Origin of the sequence: Streptomyces sp. NPDC002032, assembly GCF_042890765.1 — a bacterium.
Taxonomy (GTDB): domain Bacteria; phylum Actinomycetota; class Actinomycetes; order Streptomycetales; family Streptomycetaceae; genus Streptomyces.
Window position 1 is genome coordinate 371,175 of record NZ_JBIASM010000002.1, and the last position, 19,233, is coordinate 390,407.

The window sequence follows — 19,233 nt, forward strand, 5'->3', positions numbered from 1 at the left end:
GGGAGGCTGTACATGTGCGGAAGGTTCGCGGCGAGTCGTACGCCGCAGGAGCTGGCGGGGATCTTCGGGGTCGAGCGGTGGGAGCCGCTCCAGGCGGCGGCCCCGGACTGGAACGTGGCGCCGACCAAAGAGGTCCACGTCGTCCTGGACCGTCCCCTGAAAGACGCGCGGGATCCGCGTCCGGTCCGCCAGCTGCGGGTCCTGAAGTGGGGTCTGGTCCCTTCCTGGGCCAAGAGCCCCGAGGGCGCCGCCCGGATGATCAACGCCCGGTCCGAGACCCTGCACGAGAAGCCCTCCTTCCGCCGCCCCTTCGCCCAGCGCCGCTGCATCCTGCCCGCCGACGGCTACTACGAGTGGGTCACCGCCCACGACGAGCGCGAGCTGGAGGTCGAGGGGAAGCGCAAGCGCTCCCGCAAGCAGCCGTACTTCGTCCTGCCCGCCGACGGCTCCGTCTTCGCGATGGCCGGGATCTACGAGTTCTGGCGCGACCCGGCGCTGCCCGCCGAGCACCCGCGGGCCTGGTGGGCGACCTGCTCGGTGATCACCGCCGAGGCCGAGACCGGGCCGCTGGCCGGTACGCCCGCCGAGGGGCCGCGTTCGCTGTCCGAGATCCATCCCCGGATGCCGCTCATGCTGACCCCGGACCGCTGGGACGCCTGGCTGGACCCGGCCCGCACCGACGAGAACGAGCTGCGGGGCCTGCTCGCGCCGCCGCCCGGCGGGCTGATGCGCGCCTACCCGGTGTCCACCGCCGTGAGCGACGTACGCAACAACGGGCCGGAGCTGCTCGCCGAGCTGGCCGCGCCGCAGGAGCCCACCCTCTTCTGACGCGGCCCGGTTCCCGGGCCTGACCTGCGGGTCCGCGCTCCACGGAGCCCGGCGGGCGGCATGATCGGGGGATGACCACCGAGAGCGTCGACACCCCGGCGGGCGAGGCCCGCGTCCTCTGGCACACCGCCCCCGCCGCACGGCTCGTGCTGGCCCTCGGCCACGGCGCCGGGGGCGGCACCGGGGCCCGGGACCTGATGGCCCTGGCCGCCGCGCTGCCCTCGCGCGGGGTCACCGTCGCCCTGGTGGAGCAGCCCTGGCGGGTCGCGGGCAAGAAGGTCGCCGCCGCCCCCAAGGTGCTCGACGAGGGCTGGCGGGCCGTGTGGCCCGCGCTGCTGCGGCCCGGCCTGCCCGTGGTGGCCGGCGGGCGCAGCGCCGGGGCGCGGGTGGCCTGCCGCACCGCCGCCGCGCTCGACGCGGCCGGGGTGCTCGCGCTGGCCTTCCCGCTGCACCCGCCGGGCCGCCCCGAGAAGTCCCGGGCCGGGGAACTGCTGGACGCCGGGCGGCCCACCCTGGTGGTGCAGGGCGGCCGGGACCCGTTCGGGAACCCGGGGGAGTTCCCGCGGCCGGCCGGCGGGGACCCGTACGAACTGGTGGAGGTGCCGGGCGGGGACCACGGCTTCGCGGTGCCGAAGAGGGGCGCCCCGACCCAGGACGAGGCGCTCGCCGTGATCACCGGGGCGGTGGGCCCGTGGCTCGACCGGCTCATCGGGTGACGCCGGCGCAGCGGCGACCTGACGGATTCCGCAGTGATCCCGCTCACCCGCCGCCGCTCGGGCCCCGGCGCCCGCGAGAACCCTTGGCGCGCCCGGGAATGCCCTGCCCCGGCCGCCTGTTGTGCGGAGTGTCGCAACGCAGGGGAATCGTCGGAGGAGAGGGAGCGCATGACCCAGGTCATCAGTCAGAACCGTCGGCAGGCCGCTGACCTGGACTGGACGGTGCTGCCCGCGCCCAAGAGCGCTTCGCCTCGGGCGGCGGAAGGCCGGGATGGTCGACTATTCTCCGATTCGAGCGGATCCGCTTTCGGAGCCGCCACGCTGTCGGAGGAGGTGGGTCCTGTCGCTGGGACCGACGAAGGCCAGGCGCAGGAGACGACCGCGGAGCGCAACGCGCGTTTCGAGCGGGACGCCCTCGGCTACCTCGACCAGATGTACTCCGCCGCGCTGCGCATGACGCGCAACCCGGCCGACGCCGAGGACCTGGTCCAGGAGACGTACGCGAAGGCGTACGCGTCCTTCCACCAGTTCCGCGAGGGCACCAACCTCAAGGCGTGGATGTACCGCATCCTGACCAATACCTTCATCAACTCCTACCGCAAGAAGCAGCGCGAGCCGCAGCGCAGCGCGGCGGAGGAGATCGAGGACTGGCAGCTCGCGCGCGCCGAGTCGCACATGTCCACGGGTTTGCGTTCCGCGGAATCGCAGGCGCTCGACCACCTGCCCGATTCCGACGTGAAAGAAGCGCTCCAGGCCATTCCGGAGGAGTTCCGCATCGCGGTCTATCTTGCCGACGTGGAGGGGTTTGCGTACAAGGAGATCGCGGACATCATGGGTACACCCATCGGTACGGTCATGTCGCGACTGCACCGTGGCCGCCGTCAACTCCGCGGAATGCTGGAGGACTACGCCCGTGAGCGCGGGCTGGTCCCCGCGGGCGCGGGAGAGTCGAACGACCTGAAAGGCTCGGGCTCATGAGCTGCGGAGAGCCGCACGAGACGGAGTGCGCGGAGGTCCTGGACCATCTCTATGAGTTCCTGGACCACGAGATGCCCGACAGTGACTGCACGAAGTTCGAGACGCATTTCGGCGAGTGCAATCCCTGTCTGGAGAAGTACGGCCTGGAGCAGGCGGTGAAGAAGCTGGTCAAGCGCTGCTGCGGTTCGGACGACGTGCCGAGCGATCTGCGCTCCAAGGTCATGGGCCGGATCGAGCTGATCCGCTCGGGCCAGGCCGTGCCCGACCACGACGTGACGGCGGGACCCGCGCCCGGCTGAAACACCTGAACAACGGCCCCCGGAAAGCCACTTCGTTCACCCGAAGGTGCTAATCCGGGGGCCTCCGTACGGCGCAATGCGAAAATGTCCCCTGCTTTCCGCGGGGGGCGACCTATCCTCCCCTCTCGGTACCGGTGCGATCCGGTGCCCGGCGTGCCACGGCACAGGGGGAGGAGAGCGCCATGCGGGCACTTCCGCCGACGGCGCGCGCGTACGTCCTCGCCGCCGTGCTCGCGGCGGCCGCGTGCGCCGCCCCGGCCCTCGCGGACCCCGCCACGCCCTGGCCGGCCGTCGCCCTGCTGGCCGTGCTCTACCTCGGCTGCGAACTGCTCCGGACCTGCCCCCTGGTGGGCGGCCGGGTGCCCGAGGGCATCGGCTCCTTCTTCCCCGTCCTGACCGCCGCCGTCTTCCTGCTGCCGCCAGCCGCCGCCGCGCTCGTGGCCGTGCCCGGCGGGCTCGCCCAGGCCGTCGTCACCCGCCCCGCCGGGGTGCGCCGGGTGTGGCACGCCGCCCAGCAGGCCGTCGCGGCGTGGGCGGCCGGCGGGGTCTACGGACTGCTCGGCGGCCGCGCGGCACTCGCCGGTTCGCGCGCGGCCGCGGGCGCCCCGCCGGGGCCGGACGGCGCCGGACCGGGCGCGGACCCGTCCGCCTGGGTGGCCGACTTCCCGTACGTGATGCTCCCGGCCACCGCCGCGGCCGTGGTCTTCTGCCTGGTGCTGACCGCGCTGGACGGGGGCGTCCTGGCCGCCGCCGAACGCCGGCCCGCCGCCACCGCCTGGCAGGGGCTCCTCACCCGCTCCCTCGCCCCGCACTGCGTGCACGGCCTCGCCGGGCTGATGATGGCCGTGCTGTGGCGCAGCCCGTACGGGATCCCCGCGGCCCTGCTCGTCCTGCTGCCGATGTACATCTCCTGCTGGGTCTTCGCCCAGTACCACCGCGAGCGAGCCGCCCACCGGGCCACGATCCGCGCCCTGGTCCAGGCCGTCGACATCAAGGACCGGTACACGCGCGGACACAGCGAACGCGTCGGCCAGGCCTCCGCGATGATCGCCCGCGAGCTGGGCATGGCCGACGACCGGCTGGAGGTCGTCCGCATCGCCGGGATCCTGCACGACGTCGGCAAGCTCGGCGTGCCGACCCGGCTGCTGCGCAAGGACGGCCCGCTGACGCCCGAGGAACGCCGGATCATCGAACTGCACCCCGAGTACGGGCACGAGATGGTCCGGGGCATCGGGTTCCTGGGGGAGGCCCGTTCCGCGATCCTGCACCACCACGAACGGGTCGACGGGCGCGGCTACCCGTACGGGCTGAGCGGGGAGCAGATCCCGGTGCTGGCCCGGGTGGTGGCGGTGGCCGACTCCTTCGACGCCATGACCTCGACCCGCTCCTACAGCAGGGCCCGGCCGGTGCCGGTGGCCCTGACGGAACTGGAGCGCTGCGCCGGGGCGCAGTTCGATCCGGCCGTGGTGCGGGCGCTGGTCGGCGCCATCGGGCGGCACGGCTGGCACCCCGTGGTCACCTCCGACGACGACCTCCAGGTGATCGCCGCGGGCGGTGCCCCGGGGGCCCCGGCGGCCTCCGTCCCCGTCCCCGCCGTCGGGCCCGGGACGCAGCCCCCGCCCGGCGTGCCCGCCCCGCCGCCCGCCCTGCCCGGGCTGCCGGGCCAGGGCCGGGAAGCGGCCCCGGCGGAGGGGCGCCCGGCCCCCGACCGGCCCGCGCCCGACCGGCCCGCGCCCGACCGGCCCGGCGCGTCCGACCGGCCCGGCGCGTCCGACCGGCCCGGCGCGCCCGGCCGCCCCGGCGCGTCCGACCGGCCCGCGCCCGGGCGGGGTGCGCGGTGAGGGGTGCCACCGCCTGGGGCGTGCGGGCCGCCGCCGGGCTGCTCACCCTCGTGGGGCTCGGCCACACCCTGTGGACCGGCGTGTACGAACCCGGCGCCGCCCTCGCCTTCGGCGCCCTCATCGCCGTCGGGGAGCTCGCCCGGTCCGACCACCGCCGCGGGGCCGCCGGCCACCCGGCGCGCGGAGAGCGCGAGCCCGCCCCGCTCGGCTCCGCCGGCGCCCTCGCGTACGCGCTGCTGGGCCCCGACGCCGGGCAGCCCACCCAGCACGGCGTCCTGCAGACCGTCGCCGTCGTCGTCGCGGCCGCCCTCGCCGGGAGCGTCCCGCACGTGGCCCGGGGCCGCGGACCGGCCCTGGACCACGTCGCCCGCCGGGTCCTGACCGTCGCCTTCGCCGCCGTCTGCTTCCAGCCGCTCTACCACTCCGGCCGGCTGGAGGACCGGATCGGGCAGGGTCCGTTCCTGGTGCTGTTCCTGCTGCTCCTGCTCGGCCTCAGCGCCCTGTGCGACGCCGTGCTCGCCGCCGCCCTGGCCGGGGACCGCACGGGCCGCCCGTACGGGCCGCTGCTGCGCGACGAGCTGCGCGCCCAGCTCGGGGTCGGCGCCGCGATCTGCGCCACCGGGGTGGTGATGGCCCTGGGCGTGGCCGTGGCCGGGCTGTGGGCCCTGCCCGTGTTCAGCGTGCCGCTGCTGCTGACCCAGATGTCCTTCCACCGGATCGCCGCGATCCGCACCACCTACCGCCAGACCATCACCTCCCTGGCGCGGGCCACCGAGATCGCCGGGTACACCCCGCCGGGCCACTCCCGCCGGGTCGCCGCCCTGAGCTGCGCCGTGGGGCGGGAGCTGGGGCTCTCGGAGCGGGAGCTCACGGTGCTGGAGTACGCCGCCCTGATGCATGACATCGGCCAGCTCTCGCTGGTCGACCCCGTGCCCTCCGGGGCCACCGCCGGGCTGCCCGCCGACGAGGCCCGCCGGATCGCGGGGCTCGGCGGCGAGGTGGCCCGGCAGACCGGGGTGCCCGCGGAGGTCGCGGTGATCGTGGAGCGGCAGGCCGAGCCGTACCGGGACCAGCCCGTCGCCGCCCGCATCGTGCGCGCCGTGAACGCGTACGACGACCTGGTCGGCGGGAGCCGCCACCCGGGCGGCTCGCTCGCCGCCCTGGAACAGCTCCGGCTGGGCACCGGGCACGACTACCAGCCGGAGGTCGTGGAGTCCTTGGCGAGGGTTCTGGCCAGCGGCGGGCGGGCCGGAGTCGTTCCCGTTCCACCGGGGTAACCCATGGGTAATGAGCGGCCGTCCGAGCGGGCATGGTTGGATGCAGTAGGAGTGTCCGTGAGGGTGTCCGTGAGGCTGCACCGTTGTCCCCCAGCTACCGCTGGGAGGTGCCCCCAGGCAGGCGGGAATCGTGAGGATCTTCGGGAAGGTACGGCATCGGCCCTCCGCCTCGTGGCGGCAGGCCACCGACCGCGCGTTCACGCTGATCGGCGACGGTCGGTACGAGGACGCGGGAGCGCTGCTGACCAGGGCGGCCGATCTGGAGCCCTGGCTGTCCGAGTCCTGGTTCAACCTTGCCCTGCTGCACAAGTTCCGCCACGACTGGGAACAGGCGCGGGCCGCCGGGCTGCGCGCCGTGGCCCTGCTGGACCGCGAGGCCGGCGCCCCGGACTGGTGGAACGTCGGGATCGCGGCGACCGCGCTCCAGGACTGGCCGCTGGCCCGCCGGGCCTGGCAGGCGTACGGGCTGAAGGTGCCCGGGGATTCGCACGGCGCGGGCTCGCACCACGGCAGGCACAGCGGTGAACCGGTCGGCATGGAACTCGGCAGCGCCGCCGTGCGGCTGTCCCCGGAAGGGGAGGCCGAGGTCGTGTGGGGCCGCAGGCTCGATCCGGCCCGGATGGAGGTCCTGTCCATCCCGCTGCCCTCCTCGGGACGCCGCTGGGGCGAGGTCGTCCTCCACGACGGGGTCCCGCACGGCGAGCGGATCACCGCCGCCGGACCCTCCTACCCGGTCTTCGACGAGATCGAGCTCTGGGCGCCCTCCCCGGTGCCGACCTGGGTGGTGCTGCTGGAGGCGGCCACCGAGGCCGACCGCGACGCCCTGGAGCAGCTGGCCTCCGACGCGGGCTTCGCCGCCGAGGACTGGTCCTCGTCGGTACGGCTGCTGTGCCGGACCTGCTCGGAGAGCGCGATGCCCAGCGGCGAGGGCGACGGCGACCACCTCGATCCGCACGACCACAGCGAACCGGGCCACCCCGGCCCGCTCGGCCACCGGACCGCCGGCTCGGGCTCCCTGTGGGTGCCCGAGCGCGAATGCGGCATCGCGGCCCCGGCCGGTCTGGTGCGCGGACTGCTCGACGGATGGGTCGCCGACAGCCCGGACAGCCGCGAGTGGCGGGATCTCGAAGAAGTCTGCTGACCCCGGGCCGTAGGCTGTACGGGCACACCACGGACTTGAGGGAAGGCGTACGGCGGACATGGCGCAGCAGGAGAACCAGGTGACCCCGATCGACGACGAGGGCTACGTCGTGGACACCGAGGACTGTGAGGCGCGCGAGCTCGCCCACCGCGAACGCGGTACCTCCCGTCCCATCACGGTGGTCGGCAACCCGGTGCTGCACCGGGAGTGCAAGGACGTCACCGAGTTCGGCGATGAGCTGGCGCAGCTGATCGACGACATGTTCGCCAGCCAGAAGACCGCCGAGGGCGTGGGCCTGGCCGCGAACCAGATCGGCGTCGACGCCAAGGTCTTCGTCTACGACTGCCCCGACGACGACGGCAAGCGGCACACCGGTGTCGTGGTCAACCCGAAGCTGGTCGAGCTGCCGGCCGCCGGGCGGGTGCTGGACGACTCCAACGAGGGCTGCCTGTCGGTCCCGACCGCGTACGCCTCCCTGGCCCGCCCGGACTACGCCGAGGTCACCGGCCAGGACGCGCAGGGCAACCCGATCAAGGTCCGCGGTACGGGCTACTTCGCGCGCTGCCTCCAGCACGAGACCGACCACCTGTACGGGTACCTGTACATCGACCGCCTCTCCAAGCGCGAGCGCAAGGACGCCCTGCGCCAGATGGAAGAGGGCACCCCGCGCTACGAGGTCGTCCCGAACGCCTGATCCCGCACGGGACACGCCCGCACGACGAAGGCCCCGCCCCGGAATCCGGAGCGGGGCCTTCGCCGTGGCGCGGACGGACTAGAAGTCCTCGTCCAGGTCGACGGTGCCCTCGACCGCGACCTGGTAGGCCGACGGACGGCGCTCGAAGAAGTTCGTGAGCTCCTGGACGCCCTGGAGCTCCATGAACGAGAACGGGTTCTGCGAGCCGTACACCGCCGGGAAGCCCAGGCGGATCAGGCGCTGGTCCGCGACGCACTCCAGGTACTCGCGCATCGACTCGGTGTTCATGCCCGGCAGGCCGTCACCGCACAGGTCGCGGCCGAACTGCAGCTCCGCCTCCACGGCCTCCTTCAGCATGTCCGTGACCTGCTGCTGGAGTTCGGCGTCGAAGAGGTCCGGCTCCTCCTTGCGGACGGTGTCGATGACCTCGAAAGCGAAGCTCATGTGGGCGCTTTCATCACGGAAGACCCAGTTGGTGCCGGTGGCCAGGCCGTGCAGCAGGCCGCGCGAGCGGAACCAGTACACGTACGCGAAGGCGCCGTAGAAGAACAGGCCCTCGATGCAGGCCGCGAAGCAGATCAGGTTCAGCAGGAAACGGCGGCGGTCGGCCTTCGTCTCCAGCCGGTCGATCTTCTCGACCGAGTCCATCCACCGGAAGCAGAACTGCGCCTTCTCGCGGATCGAGGGGATCTCCTCGACCGCGTCGAAGGCCGCCGCGCGGTCGTCCGGGTCGGGCAGGTAGGTGTCGAGCAGCGTCAGGTAGAACTGGACGTGCACGGCCTCCTCGAACAGCTGGCGCGACAGGTACAGGCGCGCCTCCGGGGAGTTGATGTGCTTGTAGAGCGTCAGCACCAGGTTGTTCGAGACGATCGAGTCACCGGTCGCGAAGAAGGCGACCAGACGGCCGATCATGTGCTGCTCGGCCGGGGTCAGCTTGGCGAGGTCGGCGACGTCCGAGTGGAGGTCGACCTCCTCGACGGTCCACGTGTTCTTGATCGCGTCCCGGTAGCGCTCGTAGAAGTCCGGGTAGCGCATGGGGCGGAGAGTCAGTTCGAAGCCCGGGTCGAGCAGGTTCTTGGCGGTGGAGCTCATTACTGGCAGGCCTCGCAGGACTCGGGGTTCTCAAGGGAGCAGGCCAGGGCGTCGGCGTCGACGGCCTGGGGGAGGGGGGTGGCGGCGGCCGGCACGGCGCTGCCGGAGGCGGCGCGGGCGATCTTCGTCGCCGGGCGCGAGCGCAGGTAGTACGTGGTCTTCAGACCCTGCTTCCAGGCGTACGCGTACATCGAGCTGAGCTTGCCGATGGTGGGCGTCTCCAGGAACAGGTTCAGCGACTGCGCCTGGTCGAGGAACGGCGTACGGGCCGCCGCCATGTCGATCAGACCGCGCTGCGGGATCTCCCACGCCGTGCGGTACAGCTCGCGCACCTCGGCCGGGATCCAGCCGAAGCCCTGGACGGAGCCGCTGGATTCGCGCAGCGCCTCGCGGGTCTGCGCGTCCCACACGCCGAGCTTCTTGAGCTCCTCCACCAGGTAGCCGTTGACCTGGAGGAACTCGCCGCTGAGCGTCTCGCGCTTGAAGAGGTTGGAGACCTGCGGCTCGATGCACTCGTACACGCCCGCGATGGAGGCGATGGTCGCCGTCGGGGCGATGGCGAGCAGCAGGGAGTTGCGCATGCCGGTCTTCGCGATCCGGGCGCGCAGGGCGTCCCAGCGCTCGGGCCAGTTCAGCTCGACGTCGTAGTGGTCGGGGTGCAGGACGCCGCGGGCGGTGCGGGTCTGCTCCCAGGCCGGGAGGGGGCCGCTGCGCTCGGCGAGGTCGCAGGAGGCCTCGTACGCGGCCAGCATGATGCGCTCGGAGAGCTTGGTGGACAGGGCCTTCGCCTCGGGGGAGTCGAAGGGCATCTTCAGCTTGAAGAAGACGTCCTGGAGGCCCATCGCGCCCAGACCCACCGGCCGCCAGCGGGAGTTGGAGCGGCCCGCCTGCTCGGTCGGGTAGAAGTTGATGTCCACGACGCGGTCGAGGAAGGTCACCGCGGTGCGGACGGTCTCGTCCAGGCGCTCCCAGTCGATCTGCCCGTCCACCACGAAGGCGCCCATGTTGACCGAACCGAGGTTGCAGACGGCAGTCTCGCCGTCGTTGGTGACCTCGATGATCTCGGTGCAGAGGTTGGAGGAGTGGACGACCGTGCCCGGCTCGGCGGTCTGGTTCGCCGTGCGGTTGGAGGCGTCCTTGAAGGTCATCCACCCCTGGCCGGTCTGCGCGAGGGTGCGCATCATCCGGCCGTACAGGTCGCGGGCGGGCATGGTCTTGCGGGCCAGGCCGTCCGCCTCGGCCTTGCGGTAGGCGGCGTCGAACGCGTCGCCCCACAGGTCGACCAGCTCGGGCACGTCGGCCGGGGAGAACAGCGACCACTGGCCGTCGGCGTTCACGCGGCGCATGAACTCGTCCGGCACCCAGTGGGCGAGGTTGAGGTTGTGCGTACGGCGCTGGTCCTCGCCGGTGTTGTCGCGCAGCTCCAGGAACTCCTCGATGTCCGCGTGCCAGGTCTCCAGGTAGACGGCGGCGGCACCCTTGCGGCGGCCGCCCTGGTTCACGGCGGCGACGGAGGCGTCGAGGGTCTTGAGGAACGGCACGATGCCGTTGGAGTGGCCGTTGGTGCCGCGGATCAGCGAACCGCGGGCGCGGATGCGGGAGTACGACAGACCGATGCCGCCGGCGTGCTTGGAGAGGCGGGCGACCTGGTGGTAGCGGTCGTAGATCGAGTCCAGCTCGTCCAGCGGGGAGTCCAGCAGGTAGCAGGAGGACATCTGCGGGTGGCGGGTGCCGGAGTTGAAGAGCGTGGGGGAGGACGGCAGGTAGTCGAGGCGGCTCATCAGCCGGTAGAGCGAGGCCACTTCCTCGACGGCCTGGACACTCGTTGAATCAAGCGCAGTGTGATCCGCGAGGCCGCACGCCACGCGCAGCATGAAGTACTGCGGGGTCTCGATCACCTGACGGGTGAGGGGGTGGCGCAGCAGGTAGCGGCTGTGCAGGGTGCGCAGGCCGAAGAAGCCGAAGCGGTCGTCCGCGCCCTCGGCGAGCGCGTGCTCCACCAGGGCGTCGAGCCGGGCGGCGTGCAGGGCGACGAACTCGGCGGTGCGGTCGGCGATCAGGCCCTCGCGGTGGCCGACGGCGACGGACTCGGCGAAGGAGACGGCCCCCTGGCCCGCGGCCTCTTCGGCCACGGCCAGCGTGAGCAGGCGGGCGGCGAGGCGGGAGTACGCCGGGTCCTCGGAGATCAGGCCCGCGGCGGCCTCGGTGGCCAGCCCGCGCAGTTCGGCCTCGTCCGCGACGGAGCTGCGGCCGCGCAGGGCGGCGGCGGCGACCCGGCCCGGGTCGGTGTCGGGGAGGTCGGCCGTCAGCTCGGTGAGGGTGCGCAGCAGCGCGGCCCCGGGGCCCCCGGCCTCGGATGCGGCTGCGGGCTGGTCGGACTCGGCGCGCGGTGCGGCGGGCGCGATGGTCACGGGGGGAGCTCTCCCTCGCTCGGCCCGGTCATCGGTGGGGCGGGGCGCGAGCGGGCGCATGCGGGCATGGCGGGTACGCGTACCCCACCGCATGGCGTCCACCGGCCCAACCGCGAGGCCCGGACGTGGTCGGCACCCGGTTCGGTCGAGCCGGGTGCGCTGTCGGCAGGTCCTCGGACTTGCGAAGCACGAATGGGTGCACTTCATACCGTTGCGGGACAGTTCCGGATTCGCACCGGATTCCCCTGCGGCGACAGCAGGCATGAGCATACATGTGGGGGCGGCCCGCTGCGGTAGCCCCCACATGTTGTGTCGGGCCTTGCTCAGCGTGGTGTCACAGCTCCACTCGGTACGTGAGCAGCGTCAGTCCCGGGACGGGGGCCCAGTCGCGTTCCGGCGTACGGATGAAGCCGAGCCGCGCGTAGATCCGCTGGGCCGCCCTCATGTCCCGCTGGGTGGAGAGCACCAGGTGCGTGACCCCCTCCAGCTCGCGGGCGCGGGCCAGGCAGGCCCGCACCAGGGCCTCGCCGGCGCCGCGTCCGCGGGCCTCGCGGGCTACGGCCAGCATCCGGAACTCGGCCTCGGCGGGCCCGGCGATGTCGGCGAGCGGGCTGCCGGGTGGGGCGAAGGTCACACCGCCCAGCAGGGTGTCCTCGGCGACGGCCACCAGCACCTCGCCGTCGGCGGCCCGCCGGGCCACGTCGCGCAGGACGCCGGCGTAGAAGGCCGCGTCGGAGGCGAGGAGTCCGTCGCCCACGTACGCGCGTGCGGTGATCTCGCCCAGCTCTTCGTATTCGGCGGGCAGGGCCGCCCGGATCTCGATGTCCATGGCCCCGAGTGTGCACCCCCGTCGTTCCGCGCGAAGGGCCGCCCCGCCTCCCGGAGGGGGAGGGCGGGGCGGCCCTTCGCCGCGCGCGGGACGGTGTGCTCAGCAGCAGCGGAAGCCCTCGCGGGGGTCCGCCTCCCGGGAGTCCGTACGGGCCCGTTCGAAGGCCCGCCGGGTCAGCACCTCGGCGTCCGGGTCGTGGGAGCGGGCGTGGGCGACGTAGCGGTCGTACGCGGCCTCGCCCGAGAACTCCCGTACGTAGTAACGCGCCTTCGCCAGCGCCCCGCGGACGCGGCTCACCGGACTGGCTCCACGACCCGGCCGCCGCCGCCGTCGAGACCGGCCGCGGCGAGCTCGGCCTTCTCCTCGGGGGTGGCGAGCAGTCCGGCCGGGGCGACGATCCTCGACTCGGACCACGGCACCTCGGAGAGCCTGACCGAGCCCGGGTCGGCGACGGCCCGCAGGCAGGTCCGGGCCGCGTCCGCCAGCACGATGAGGATCAGCACGGCGAACAGCACCGACAGGACGCCGTCGACCGTGGCGTTGGTGACCACGGTGTGCATGTCGTCCATGCTCTTGGCGGGTGGCAGCACCTTCCCGGCGTCGATGCCGCCCTGGTACTTGTCGCGCTGCGCGAAGAAGCCGACCTTCACGTCATCGGAGAAGACCTTCTGGTAGCTGGCGGTGAGGGTGACGGCCACGTCCCACGCGAGCGGGACCGCCGTGATCCAGGCCCACTTGAGCCGGCCCGACTTCACCAGCAGCGTGGTGCAGACGGCGAGGGCCACGGCGGCGAGCAGCTGGTTCGCGATGCCGAACAGCGGGAAGAGCTGGTTGATGCCGCCCAGCGGGTCCTTGACGCCGACCCACAGGAAGTAGCCCCAGCCGCCGACCACGATCGCGCTCGCGGCCCAGACGCCCGGCTTCCAGCTGACGTCCTTGAAGGACTTGTGCACGTTGCCCAGGGTGTCCTGGAGCATGAAGCGCCCGACGCGGGTGCCCGCGTCGACCGTGGTCAGGATGAAGAGCGCCTCGAACATGATGGCGAAGTGGTACCAGAACGCCTTCATCCCGGACCCGCCGATCACGGAGGAGAAGATGTCCGACATTCCGAGTGCGAAGGTCGGCGCACCACCCGTACGGGACAGCAGGCTGGTCTCCTCGACGTCCTTCGCGGCTTGGGCGAGGGCTTCGGGGCTGATGGCGAAGCCCAAGTGGGTGACGGCCTCGGAGGCGGTCTGCACGGTGGTGCCGATGACGCCGGCGGGGGAGTTGACCGCGAAGAAGAGGCCGGGCTCGATGATGCACGCGGCGATCACGGCCATGATGGCGACGAACGACTCGGTGAGCATCGCGCCGTAGCCGATGACCCGGACCTGGGTCTCCTTCTGGATCATCTTCGGGGTGGTGCCGGAGGCGACCAGCGCGTGGAAGCCCGACAGCGCCCCGCACGCGATGGTGATGAAGACGAAGGGGAACATCGAGCCGGCGAAGACCGGGCCGTCGCCGCGCGCGGCGAAGTCGGTGACCGAGGGCATCCGCAGCGTCGGCATCGCGATGACCACGCCGACCGCCATCAGGCCGATGGTGCCCACCTTCATGAAGGTGGAGAGGTAGTCGCGCGGGGCGAGCAGCAGCCACACCGGCAGCACCGAGGCGATGAACCCGTACGCGACCATCCAGATGACCAGCGTCTCCTTCTCCAGGGTGAAGAACTCCGCCCAGGAGGACTCGGCGACCCAGCCGCCCGCCACGATCGCGAGGAGCAGCAGGGCGACGCCGATGACGGAGACCTCGGTGACCCGGCCCGGTCGCAGGACGCGCAGGTAGACGCCCATGAAGAGGGCGATCGGGATGGTCATGCCGATGGAGAAGACGCCCCACGGCGAGTGCGCCAGCGCGCCCACGATGACGAGGGCGAGCACGGCCAGCAGGATGATCATGATGACGAAGACGGCCAGCAGGGCGGCCGCTCCGCCGACCGGGCCGATCTCGTCGCGGGCCATCTGGCCGAGCGAACGGCCGTCGCGGCGGGTGGAGAAGAAGAGCGTCACCATGTCCTGGACGGCGCCGGCGAAGATCACGCCCGCGACGATCCAGATGGTGCCCGGCAGGTATCCCATCTGCGCGGCGAGCACCGGGCCGACGAGCGGGCCGGCGCCGGCGACGGCGGCGAAGTGGTGGCCGAAGAGCACGCGCCGGTCGGTGGGGTGGAAGTCGACACCGTTGTCGAGGCGTTCGGCGGGGGTGGCCCGGGTCTTGTCCAGCTTCAGGACGCGGTCCGAGATGAAGCGCGCGTAGAAGCGGTACCCGATGGCGTACGAGCCCAGTGCGGCGGCGAGCAGCCAGGCGGCCGAGATCTCCTCGCCGCGGGACAGCGCCAGCACGCCCCAGCCGAGGGCCCCGACGAGGGCCACGCCGACCCAGACGGCGATGGAGCGCGGGGTGAGCCCGCTGGCCGGGGAGTCCGGCGGGGCGCCCGACGGGGACGGCGAGCCAGGCCGGACGCCTGGACCCGCCGCGTTCCCGGAGGTTGGCGCCCGATCTGTCCCTGTTGCTTCCGGTTCCGGCATGATCCTCGTCCCCTCGTTGATCATCTGCGTAAGCGCAGGGAATCTACGGGGGCCCGACCGGTGGACGTAAGCCCCCGTCCGCATAGCGGTACGAGCGTCCACCGTGGGTCGAACATGAGTCAACCGTCTTCTACAAGGCGGGCCTCTGGAGACGGGCCACGAATTTGTAACGGTCGCCGCGGTACACCGAACGCACCCATTCGACCGGTTCGCCGTCGGCGTCCAGCGAGTGCCGCGAGAGCATCAGCATGGGCAGGCCGACGTCGGTGCCGAGCAGTCCGGCCTCGCGCGGGGTGGCCAGCGAGGTCTCGATGGTCTCCTCGGCCTCCGCGAGGCGGACGTCGTACACCTCGGCGAGGGCTGTGTAGAGCGAGGTGTACTTGACGAGCGAACGGCGCAGCGCGGGGAAGCGCTTGGCCGACAGGTGCGTGGTCTCGATGGCCATGGGCTCGCCGCTGGCCAGCCGCAGCCGCTCGATGCGCAGGACCCGTCCGCCGGTGGCGATCTTGAGGAGCCCGGCGAGGGTGTCGTCGGCGGTGACGTAGCCGATGTCCAGGAGCTGGGAGGTCGGCTCCAGGCCCTGTGCCCGCATGTCCTCCGTGTACGAGGAGAGTTGCAGGGGCTGCGAGACCTTCGGTTTCGCGACGAAGGTCCCCTTGCCCTGGATACGCTCCAGGCGGCCCTCGACGACGAGTTCCTGGAGGGCTTGCCGGACCGTGGTCCGGGAGGTGTCGAATTCGGCGGCGAGGGTGCGCTCCGGCGGCACCGGGGTGCCCGGGGGGAGCGTTTCGGTCATGTCGAGCAAGTGCCGCTTGAGCCGGTAGTACTTGGGCACGCGTGCCGTGCGAGTGGCCGCCCCGCCTTCCGGCTCCGCGCTCGCCCCTTCGGTGGCCATCGCCGCCCGCCTTCCCGACTCCAGTTTCGCTGCCGTCACCGGCTCCTCCGATATGTGCGGTCACATCGTGACACGGGTGGGAGGACAGGCCTCCTTCCTCCCCCAGGTGTCGGTCCGATAACGGACCGAGCACCCGCTCATTAGACCCTTGACACCCCTAAAGGTCTAGGCCAAGCTCCGGGTACTGGTCTAAACCAATATGGATCGGATCCCGGCCCCACGGGCAGTACTTGGTACGTACGTCACCGCGGCGGGCGAGGGAAGTTGCAGGCAGCATCCCTGAGGAGGGTGGCGTGAAGCGCAAGCTCATTGCGGCGGTCGGTGTCGTGGGCATGATGGTCGGAGTCGCGGCATGCGGCAACGGCGGCGACGACAAGGCGAAGGCCGACGCGTCGGGTGGCGCGGCCAAGGAGATCACCGTCTGGGTGATGGACGGTTCCGCTCCGAAGGCCTGGATCGACGAGGTCAACAAGGAGTTCTCGGCCAAGCACCCCGGTGTGACGGTCAAGGTCGAAGAGCAGAAGTGGACCGGCATCCAGGAGAAGGTCACCACCGCCCTCTCCGAGAACACCCCGCCGGACGTCCTGGAGCTCGGCAACACCCAGACCGTCGGCTACGCGGTCACCGGCGGCCTCGCCGACCTCTCCGGCGACAAGTCCAAGCTCGGCGCCGACGCCTGGTCGAAGGGCATGCTGTCCTCCGCCGAGGTCGACGGCAAGCTCTACGCCGCTCCGTGGTACGCCGCCAACCGCGTCGTCATCTACGACAAGAAGGCCTACGAGAAGGCCGGCATCACGGCGCCGAAGACCCGCGACGAGTGGGTGGCCGGCCTGGAGAAGCTGAAGGCCTCGGACCCGGCCTCGCAGCCGATCTACCTCCCCGGCCAGAGCTGGTACATCCTCGCCGGCTTCGTCTGGGACGAGGGTGGCGACCTCGCCGTCAAGGACGGCGGCAAGTGGAAGGGGCAGCTGGGCACCGCCCAGGCCGCCTCCGCGATGGACTTCTACAAGAAGCTCCAGTCCTACTCCACCGCCCCCAAGGACAAGGACGAGGCCACCCCGCAGCAGTCCACCGACATCGTTCCCAAGGGCGGCGTCTCGTCCTGGATCGGTCTCGGCTGGGAGGCCCAGGGCGCGCTGAAGGCCCTGAAGGACGCGGGCAAGGAAGGCGACTTCGGCTACTTCCCGATCCCGGGCAAGACCGCCGACAAGCCGGGCTCCGTCTTCCTCGGCGGCTCGAACCTCGCCGTGGCCGAGCGCTCCAAGAACAAGGAGCTCGCCAAGGAGTGGCTCGCCCTCGCCTCCGGCAAGGAGCAGATGACCAAGTACGCCGCCGCCACCGAGGGCGCCCTGCTCCCGAACCAGGCAGCCGCGAACTTCGCCGCCGCCCCGGGCTCCTTCGCCGAGGCCATGGCCAAGGCCTCCGTCTCCGGCAAGATCACCCCGGTCACGGCCGGCTGGGCGAACGTCGAGACCGAGCCGAACCCCATCAAGGAGTTCATGACCAAGGTCCTGAAGGGCGAGGACGCCGCCAAGGCGGGCGCGGACGCGGACAAGGAAATCGCGAACCGCATCAACAAGTAGTCCCACCCCGCAGCATCAGGTGACGCGGCACCCAGCACCGCGTCACCCGCAGCACCCGCAGCACCCAGCAGTGTGATCGCACCGGGGGGTGCGGCAGGCGCCCCGCAGCGCCCGCCGCGCCCCCGGTCGCGCATTTGACTCCACAGTCAACCGCGAGGAAGCCCAGACATGACCGTGCACTCCCAGGGAGCGGCGCCGACCGTTCCGAAGGACGCACCACAGAAGTCCGCCGGACGGCCCGACGCGCCTGCCCCCGGCCCCCGTCATCCGTCTCCTCGCGGGGGCAGAAAGCCGCTCCCCACGGGGTGGCTGCCCTACCTGCTGATCGCGCCGGCGGCGCTCAGCATGCTGGTCCTGCTCGTGTACCCGCTGATCAAGAACGTGATCCTGTCCTTCCAGGACATCAACAAGATCGAGTTCATCCAGCGCAAGTACCCCTCGGCGGGCTTCGACAACTACACCCAGCTGCTCGGCGACTCGAACTTCTGGACCGTCGTCCTGCGCAGCTTCGGCTTCACCCTCGCCAACGTCGTCCTGATCATGGCGATCGGCAGCCTCATCGGCGTCCTGCTCAACAAGCTCGGCAAGAAGATGCGCCTGGTCCTGTCGATGGCACTGGTGATGGCCTGGGCCATGCCGATCGTCGCCTCGGTCCAGGTCTTCTACTGGCTGTTCGACGAGCAGTTCGGCGTGATGAACTGGGTGATGCGCACCGCCGGCTTCTCCGGCTACGAGCAGCACAACTGGTTCGAGACCGGCCTGTCCACCCTGACGATCGTCACCGTCCTGGTGGTCTGGGGCTCCATCCCCTTCGTCGCCCTCAACATGTACGCCGCGCTGACCACCGTCGGCGCCGAACTGTACGAGGCCGCCCGCATGGACGGCGCCAACGGCTGGCAGACCTTCTGGAGGGTCGTCTTCCCGCAGCTCAAGCCCTTCTTCCTGATCACCACCTTCCTGGAGGTGATCTGGGTGTTCAAGGCCTTCACCCAGGTCTACGCGATGAACAAGGGCGGCCCCGACCGCGCGTCCGAGATCCTCCCGGTCTTCGCCTACGTCGAGGGCCAGAGCCAGTCGCACTACGGCCTCGCCGCCGCGATCTCCGTCCTGACGATCCTGATCCTGATCGTCATCATGTCCTTCTACTTCCGCCTGATCCTGAAGCAGGAGGAGGAGCAGTGAGCACCACCACCGCCCCGAAGCCGGCCCAGTCCGCCCCGTCCGAGCGGCCCGCGCAGCGGCTGCGCACCCGCCAACCGCTGCGGCCCGGCACCGTCGCCAAGAACCTCGGCGCCCTCGTGCTGGCGCTCCTCTTCCTCTTCCCGGTCTACTGGATGTTCGCCTCGGCCCTGAAGCCGTCGAGCGAGATCCTCACCAAGGACCCGGTCTTCGTCTTCACCCCGACGATGGACAACTTCCAGAAGGCCACCGGCGTCGACAACTTCTGGACGTACGTCACCAACAGCCTCGTCGTCACCGTCGGCGCGGTCCTGCTGGCCCTGCTCGTCGCCCTCGCCGCGAGCTTCGCCATCGCCCGCATGAGGTTCCGGGGCCGCAAGGGCATGGTCCTCGCCGTGATGATGGCGCAGATGGCTCCCTGGGAGGTCATGGTCATCGCGATGTACATGATCGCCCGCGACAGCGAGATGCTGAACAGCCTCCCGCTGCTCACCGCGATCTACTTCGTGATGGTCCTGCCCTTCACCATCTGGACCCTGCGCGGCTTCATCGCCGCCGTCCCGGTGACGCTGGAGGAGGCCGCCCAGATCGACGGCTGCACCCGCGGCCAGGCCTTCCGCAAGGTGATCTTCCCGCTGCTGGCCCCCGGACTGATGTCCACCTCGCTCTTCGGGTTCATCACCGCCTGGAACGAGTTCGCGATGGTCCTGATCCTGAACAAGGACAAGACCGCGCAGACCCTCCCGCTGTGGCTGACCCAGTTCAAGACCGCCTTCGGCAACGACTGGGGCGCCACCATGGCCGCGTCCTCGCTGTTCGCCGTACCGGTCCTGCTGATCTTCATCTTCCTCCAGCGCAAGGCCGTCGGCGGCATGACCGCCGGCGCCGTGAAGGGATAAC

At 71.5% G+C, this 19,233-nt stretch carries 17 protein-coding genes and 1 riboswitch; of the genes, 11 read left to right on the forward strand and 6 right to left on the reverse strand.

The window, feature by feature from the left end; translation table 11 throughout:
* Nucleotides 1-12 precede the first annotated feature (12 nt).
* The 8 genes from ACFYYT_RS05850 (at nucleotide 13) to def (ending at nucleotide 7,774) form a co-directional block, all read left to right on the forward strand.
* Nucleotides 13-828: an SOS response-associated peptidase gene (locus tag ACFYYT_RS05850; RefSeq protein WP_351829318.1), complete on the forward strand. Its 816-nt coding sequence runs from the start codon at nucleotides 13-15 to the stop codon at nucleotides 826-828.
* A gap of 71 nt (nucleotides 829-899) precedes the next feature.
* The gene (locus tag ACFYYT_RS05855; RefSeq protein WP_351829320.1) at nucleotides 900-1,544 is read left to right on the forward strand and encodes an alpha/beta family hydrolase; all 645 of its coding nucleotides are present in this window, start codon (nucleotides 900-902) and stop codon (nucleotides 1,542-1,544) included.
* A 333-nt stretch (nucleotides 1,545-1,877) separates the two neighbouring features.
* A complete protein-coding gene (locus ACFYYT_RS05860) occupies nucleotides 1,878-2,522 on the forward strand; it encodes a sigma-70 family RNA polymerase sigma factor (protein ID WP_267012850.1) in 645 nt (214 codons plus the stop codon).
* Nucleotides 2,519-2,821 (forward strand): mycothiol system anti-sigma-R factor, encoded by a 303-nt coding sequence (gene rsrA, locus ACFYYT_RS05865; protein WP_136213975.1) that lies wholly within the window; start codon nucleotides 2,519-2,521, stop codon nucleotides 2,819-2,821. The genes ACFYYT_RS05860 and rsrA overlap by 4 nt, the downstream gene beginning before the upstream one ends.
* A 182-nt stretch (nucleotides 2,822-3,003) precedes the next feature.
* Nucleotides 3,004-4,662, forward strand: a complete 1,659-nt coding sequence (locus tag ACFYYT_RS05870) for an HD domain-containing phosphohydrolase (RefSeq protein WP_388607012.1) — start codon at nucleotides 3,004-3,006, stop codon at nucleotides 4,660-4,662.
* Nucleotides 4,659-5,939 carry an HD domain-containing protein gene (locus tag ACFYYT_RS05875; RefSeq protein WP_351819619.1) on the forward strand — a complete coding sequence of 427 codons (1,281 nt, stop codon included), beginning with the start codon at nucleotides 4,659-4,661 and terminating at the stop codon, nucleotides 5,937-5,939. The genes ACFYYT_RS05870 and ACFYYT_RS05875 overlap by 4 nt, the downstream gene beginning before the upstream one ends.
* Before the next feature lie 130 nt (nucleotides 5,940-6,069).
* Nucleotides 6,070-7,080, forward strand: a complete 1,011-nt coding sequence (locus tag ACFYYT_RS05880; RefSeq protein ID WP_351819616.1) for a hypothetical protein — start codon at nucleotides 6,070-6,072, stop codon at nucleotides 7,078-7,080.
* 58 nt (nucleotides 7,081-7,138) lie between these two features.
* Entirely contained in the window at nucleotides 7,139-7,774 is a 636-nt protein-coding gene (def, locus tag ACFYYT_RS05885; protein ID WP_351819613.1) for a peptide deformylase, read from the forward strand.
* A 78-nt stretch (nucleotides 7,775-7,852) separates the two neighbouring features.
* On the opposite strand, the gene ACFYYT_RS05890 is transcribed toward def, so the two are convergent.
* From ACFYYT_RS05890 to ACFYYT_RS05915, 6 genes are all read right to left on the reverse strand, one after another.
* Nucleotides 7,853-8,866: a ribonucleotide-diphosphate reductase subunit beta gene (locus tag ACFYYT_RS05890; protein WP_351819610.1), complete on the reverse strand. Its 1,014-nt coding sequence runs from the start codon at nucleotides 8,864-8,866 to the stop codon at nucleotides 7,853-7,855.
* Nucleotides 8,866-11,277, reverse strand: a complete 2,412-nt coding sequence (locus ACFYYT_RS05895) for a ribonucleoside-diphosphate reductase subunit alpha (protein WP_351819608.1) — start codon at nucleotides 11,275-11,277, stop codon at nucleotides 8,866-8,868. The genes ACFYYT_RS05890 and ACFYYT_RS05895 overlap by 1 nt, the downstream gene beginning before the upstream one ends.
* Before the next feature lie 146 nt (nucleotides 11,278-11,423).
* Nucleotides 11,424-11,554, reverse strand: a riboswitch (cobalamin riboswitch).
* Nucleotides 11,555-11,611: 57 nt separating this feature from the next.
* Nucleotides 11,612-12,106 (reverse strand): GNAT family N-acetyltransferase, encoded by a 495-nt coding sequence (locus tag ACFYYT_RS05900; RefSeq protein WP_351819605.1) that lies wholly within the window; start codon nucleotides 12,104-12,106, stop codon nucleotides 11,612-11,614.
* A gap of 99 nt (nucleotides 12,107-12,205) precedes the next feature.
* Nucleotides 12,206-12,403 carry a YbdD/YjiX family protein gene (locus ACFYYT_RS05905; RefSeq protein WP_351819602.1) on the reverse strand — a complete coding sequence of 66 codons (198 nt, stop codon included), beginning with the start codon at nucleotides 12,401-12,403 and terminating at the stop codon, nucleotides 12,206-12,208.
* Nucleotides 12,400-14,676, reverse strand: a complete 2,277-nt coding sequence (locus tag ACFYYT_RS05910) for a carbon starvation CstA family protein (RefSeq protein WP_351819599.1) — start codon at nucleotides 14,674-14,676, stop codon at nucleotides 12,400-12,402. Before ACFYYT_RS05910 ends, ACFYYT_RS05905 begins: the two co-directional genes overlap by 4 nt.
* 130 nt (nucleotides 14,677-14,806) lie before the next feature.
* On the reverse strand, nucleotides 14,807-15,571 hold the full coding sequence (locus ACFYYT_RS05915) for a GntR family transcriptional regulator (protein WP_351819638.1): 765 nt from the start codon (nucleotides 15,569-15,571) through the stop codon (nucleotides 14,807-14,809).
* Between the two features lie 293 nt (nucleotides 15,572-15,864).
* Between ACFYYT_RS05915 and ACFYYT_RS05920 the strand changes: the two genes are divergently transcribed.
* The 3 genes from ACFYYT_RS05920 (at nucleotide 15,865) to ACFYYT_RS05930 (ending at nucleotide 19,232) form a co-directional block, all read left to right on the forward strand.
* Nucleotides 15,865-17,154, forward strand: coding sequence for an extracellular solute-binding protein (locus ACFYYT_RS05920; protein WP_351819596.1), 1,290 nt, complete (start codon nucleotides 15,865-15,867; stop codon nucleotides 17,152-17,154).
* A gap of 168 nt (nucleotides 17,155-17,322) precedes the next feature.
* On the forward strand, nucleotides 17,323-18,336 hold the full coding sequence (locus tag ACFYYT_RS05925; protein WP_351819593.1) for a sugar ABC transporter permease: 1,014 nt from the start codon (nucleotides 17,323-17,325) through the stop codon (nucleotides 18,334-18,336).
* Between the two features lie 59 nt (nucleotides 18,337-18,395).
* Complete coding sequence (locus tag ACFYYT_RS05930; protein ID WP_351819635.1) at nucleotides 18,396-19,232, forward strand: carbohydrate ABC transporter permease; 837 nt, start codon at nucleotides 18,396-18,398, stop codon at nucleotides 19,230-19,232.
* The last annotated feature ends 1 nt before the right edge of the window (nucleotide 19,233 follow it).

Bases quoted from the DNA above. Each gene is read 5' to 3' on its own strand.
- ACFYYT_RS05850 (WP_351829318.1), top strand. From the start codon at position 13: ATGTGCGGAAGGTTCGCGGCGAGTCGTACGCCGCAGGAGCTGGCGGGG.
- ACFYYT_RS05855 (WP_351829320.1), top strand. From the start codon at position 900: ATGACCACCGAGAGCGTCGACACCCCGGCGGGCGAGGCCCGCGTCCTC.
- rsrA (WP_136213975.1), top strand. From the start codon at position 2,519: ATGAGCTGCGGAGAGCCGCACGAGACGGAGTGCGCGGAGGTCCTGGAC.
- ACFYYT_RS05870 (WP_388607012.1), top strand. From the start codon at position 3,004: ATGCGGGCACTTCCGCCGACGGCGCGCGCGTACGTCCTCGCCGCCGTG.
- def (WP_351819613.1), top strand. From the start codon at position 7,139: ATGGCGCAGCAGGAGAACCAGGTGACCCCGATCGACGACGAGGGCTAC.
- ACFYYT_RS05890 (WP_351819610.1), bottom strand. From the start codon at position 8,866: ATGAGCTCCACCGCCAAGAACCTGCTCGACCCGGGCTTCGAACTGACT.
- ACFYYT_RS05900 (WP_351819605.1), bottom strand. From the start codon at position 12,106: ATGGACATCGAGATCCGGGCGGCCCTGCCCGCCGAATACGAAGAGCTG.
- ACFYYT_RS05910 (WP_351819599.1), bottom strand. From the start codon at position 14,676: ATGCCGGAACCGGAAGCAACAGGGACAGATCGGGCGCCAACCTCCGGG.
- ACFYYT_RS05915 (WP_351819638.1), bottom strand. From the start codon at position 15,571: ATGGCCACCGAAGGGGCGAGCGCGGAGCCGGAAGGCGGGGCGGCCACT.
- ACFYYT_RS05925 (WP_351819593.1), top strand. From the start codon at position 17,323: ATGACCGTGCACTCCCAGGGAGCGGCGCCGACCGTTCCGAAGGACGCA.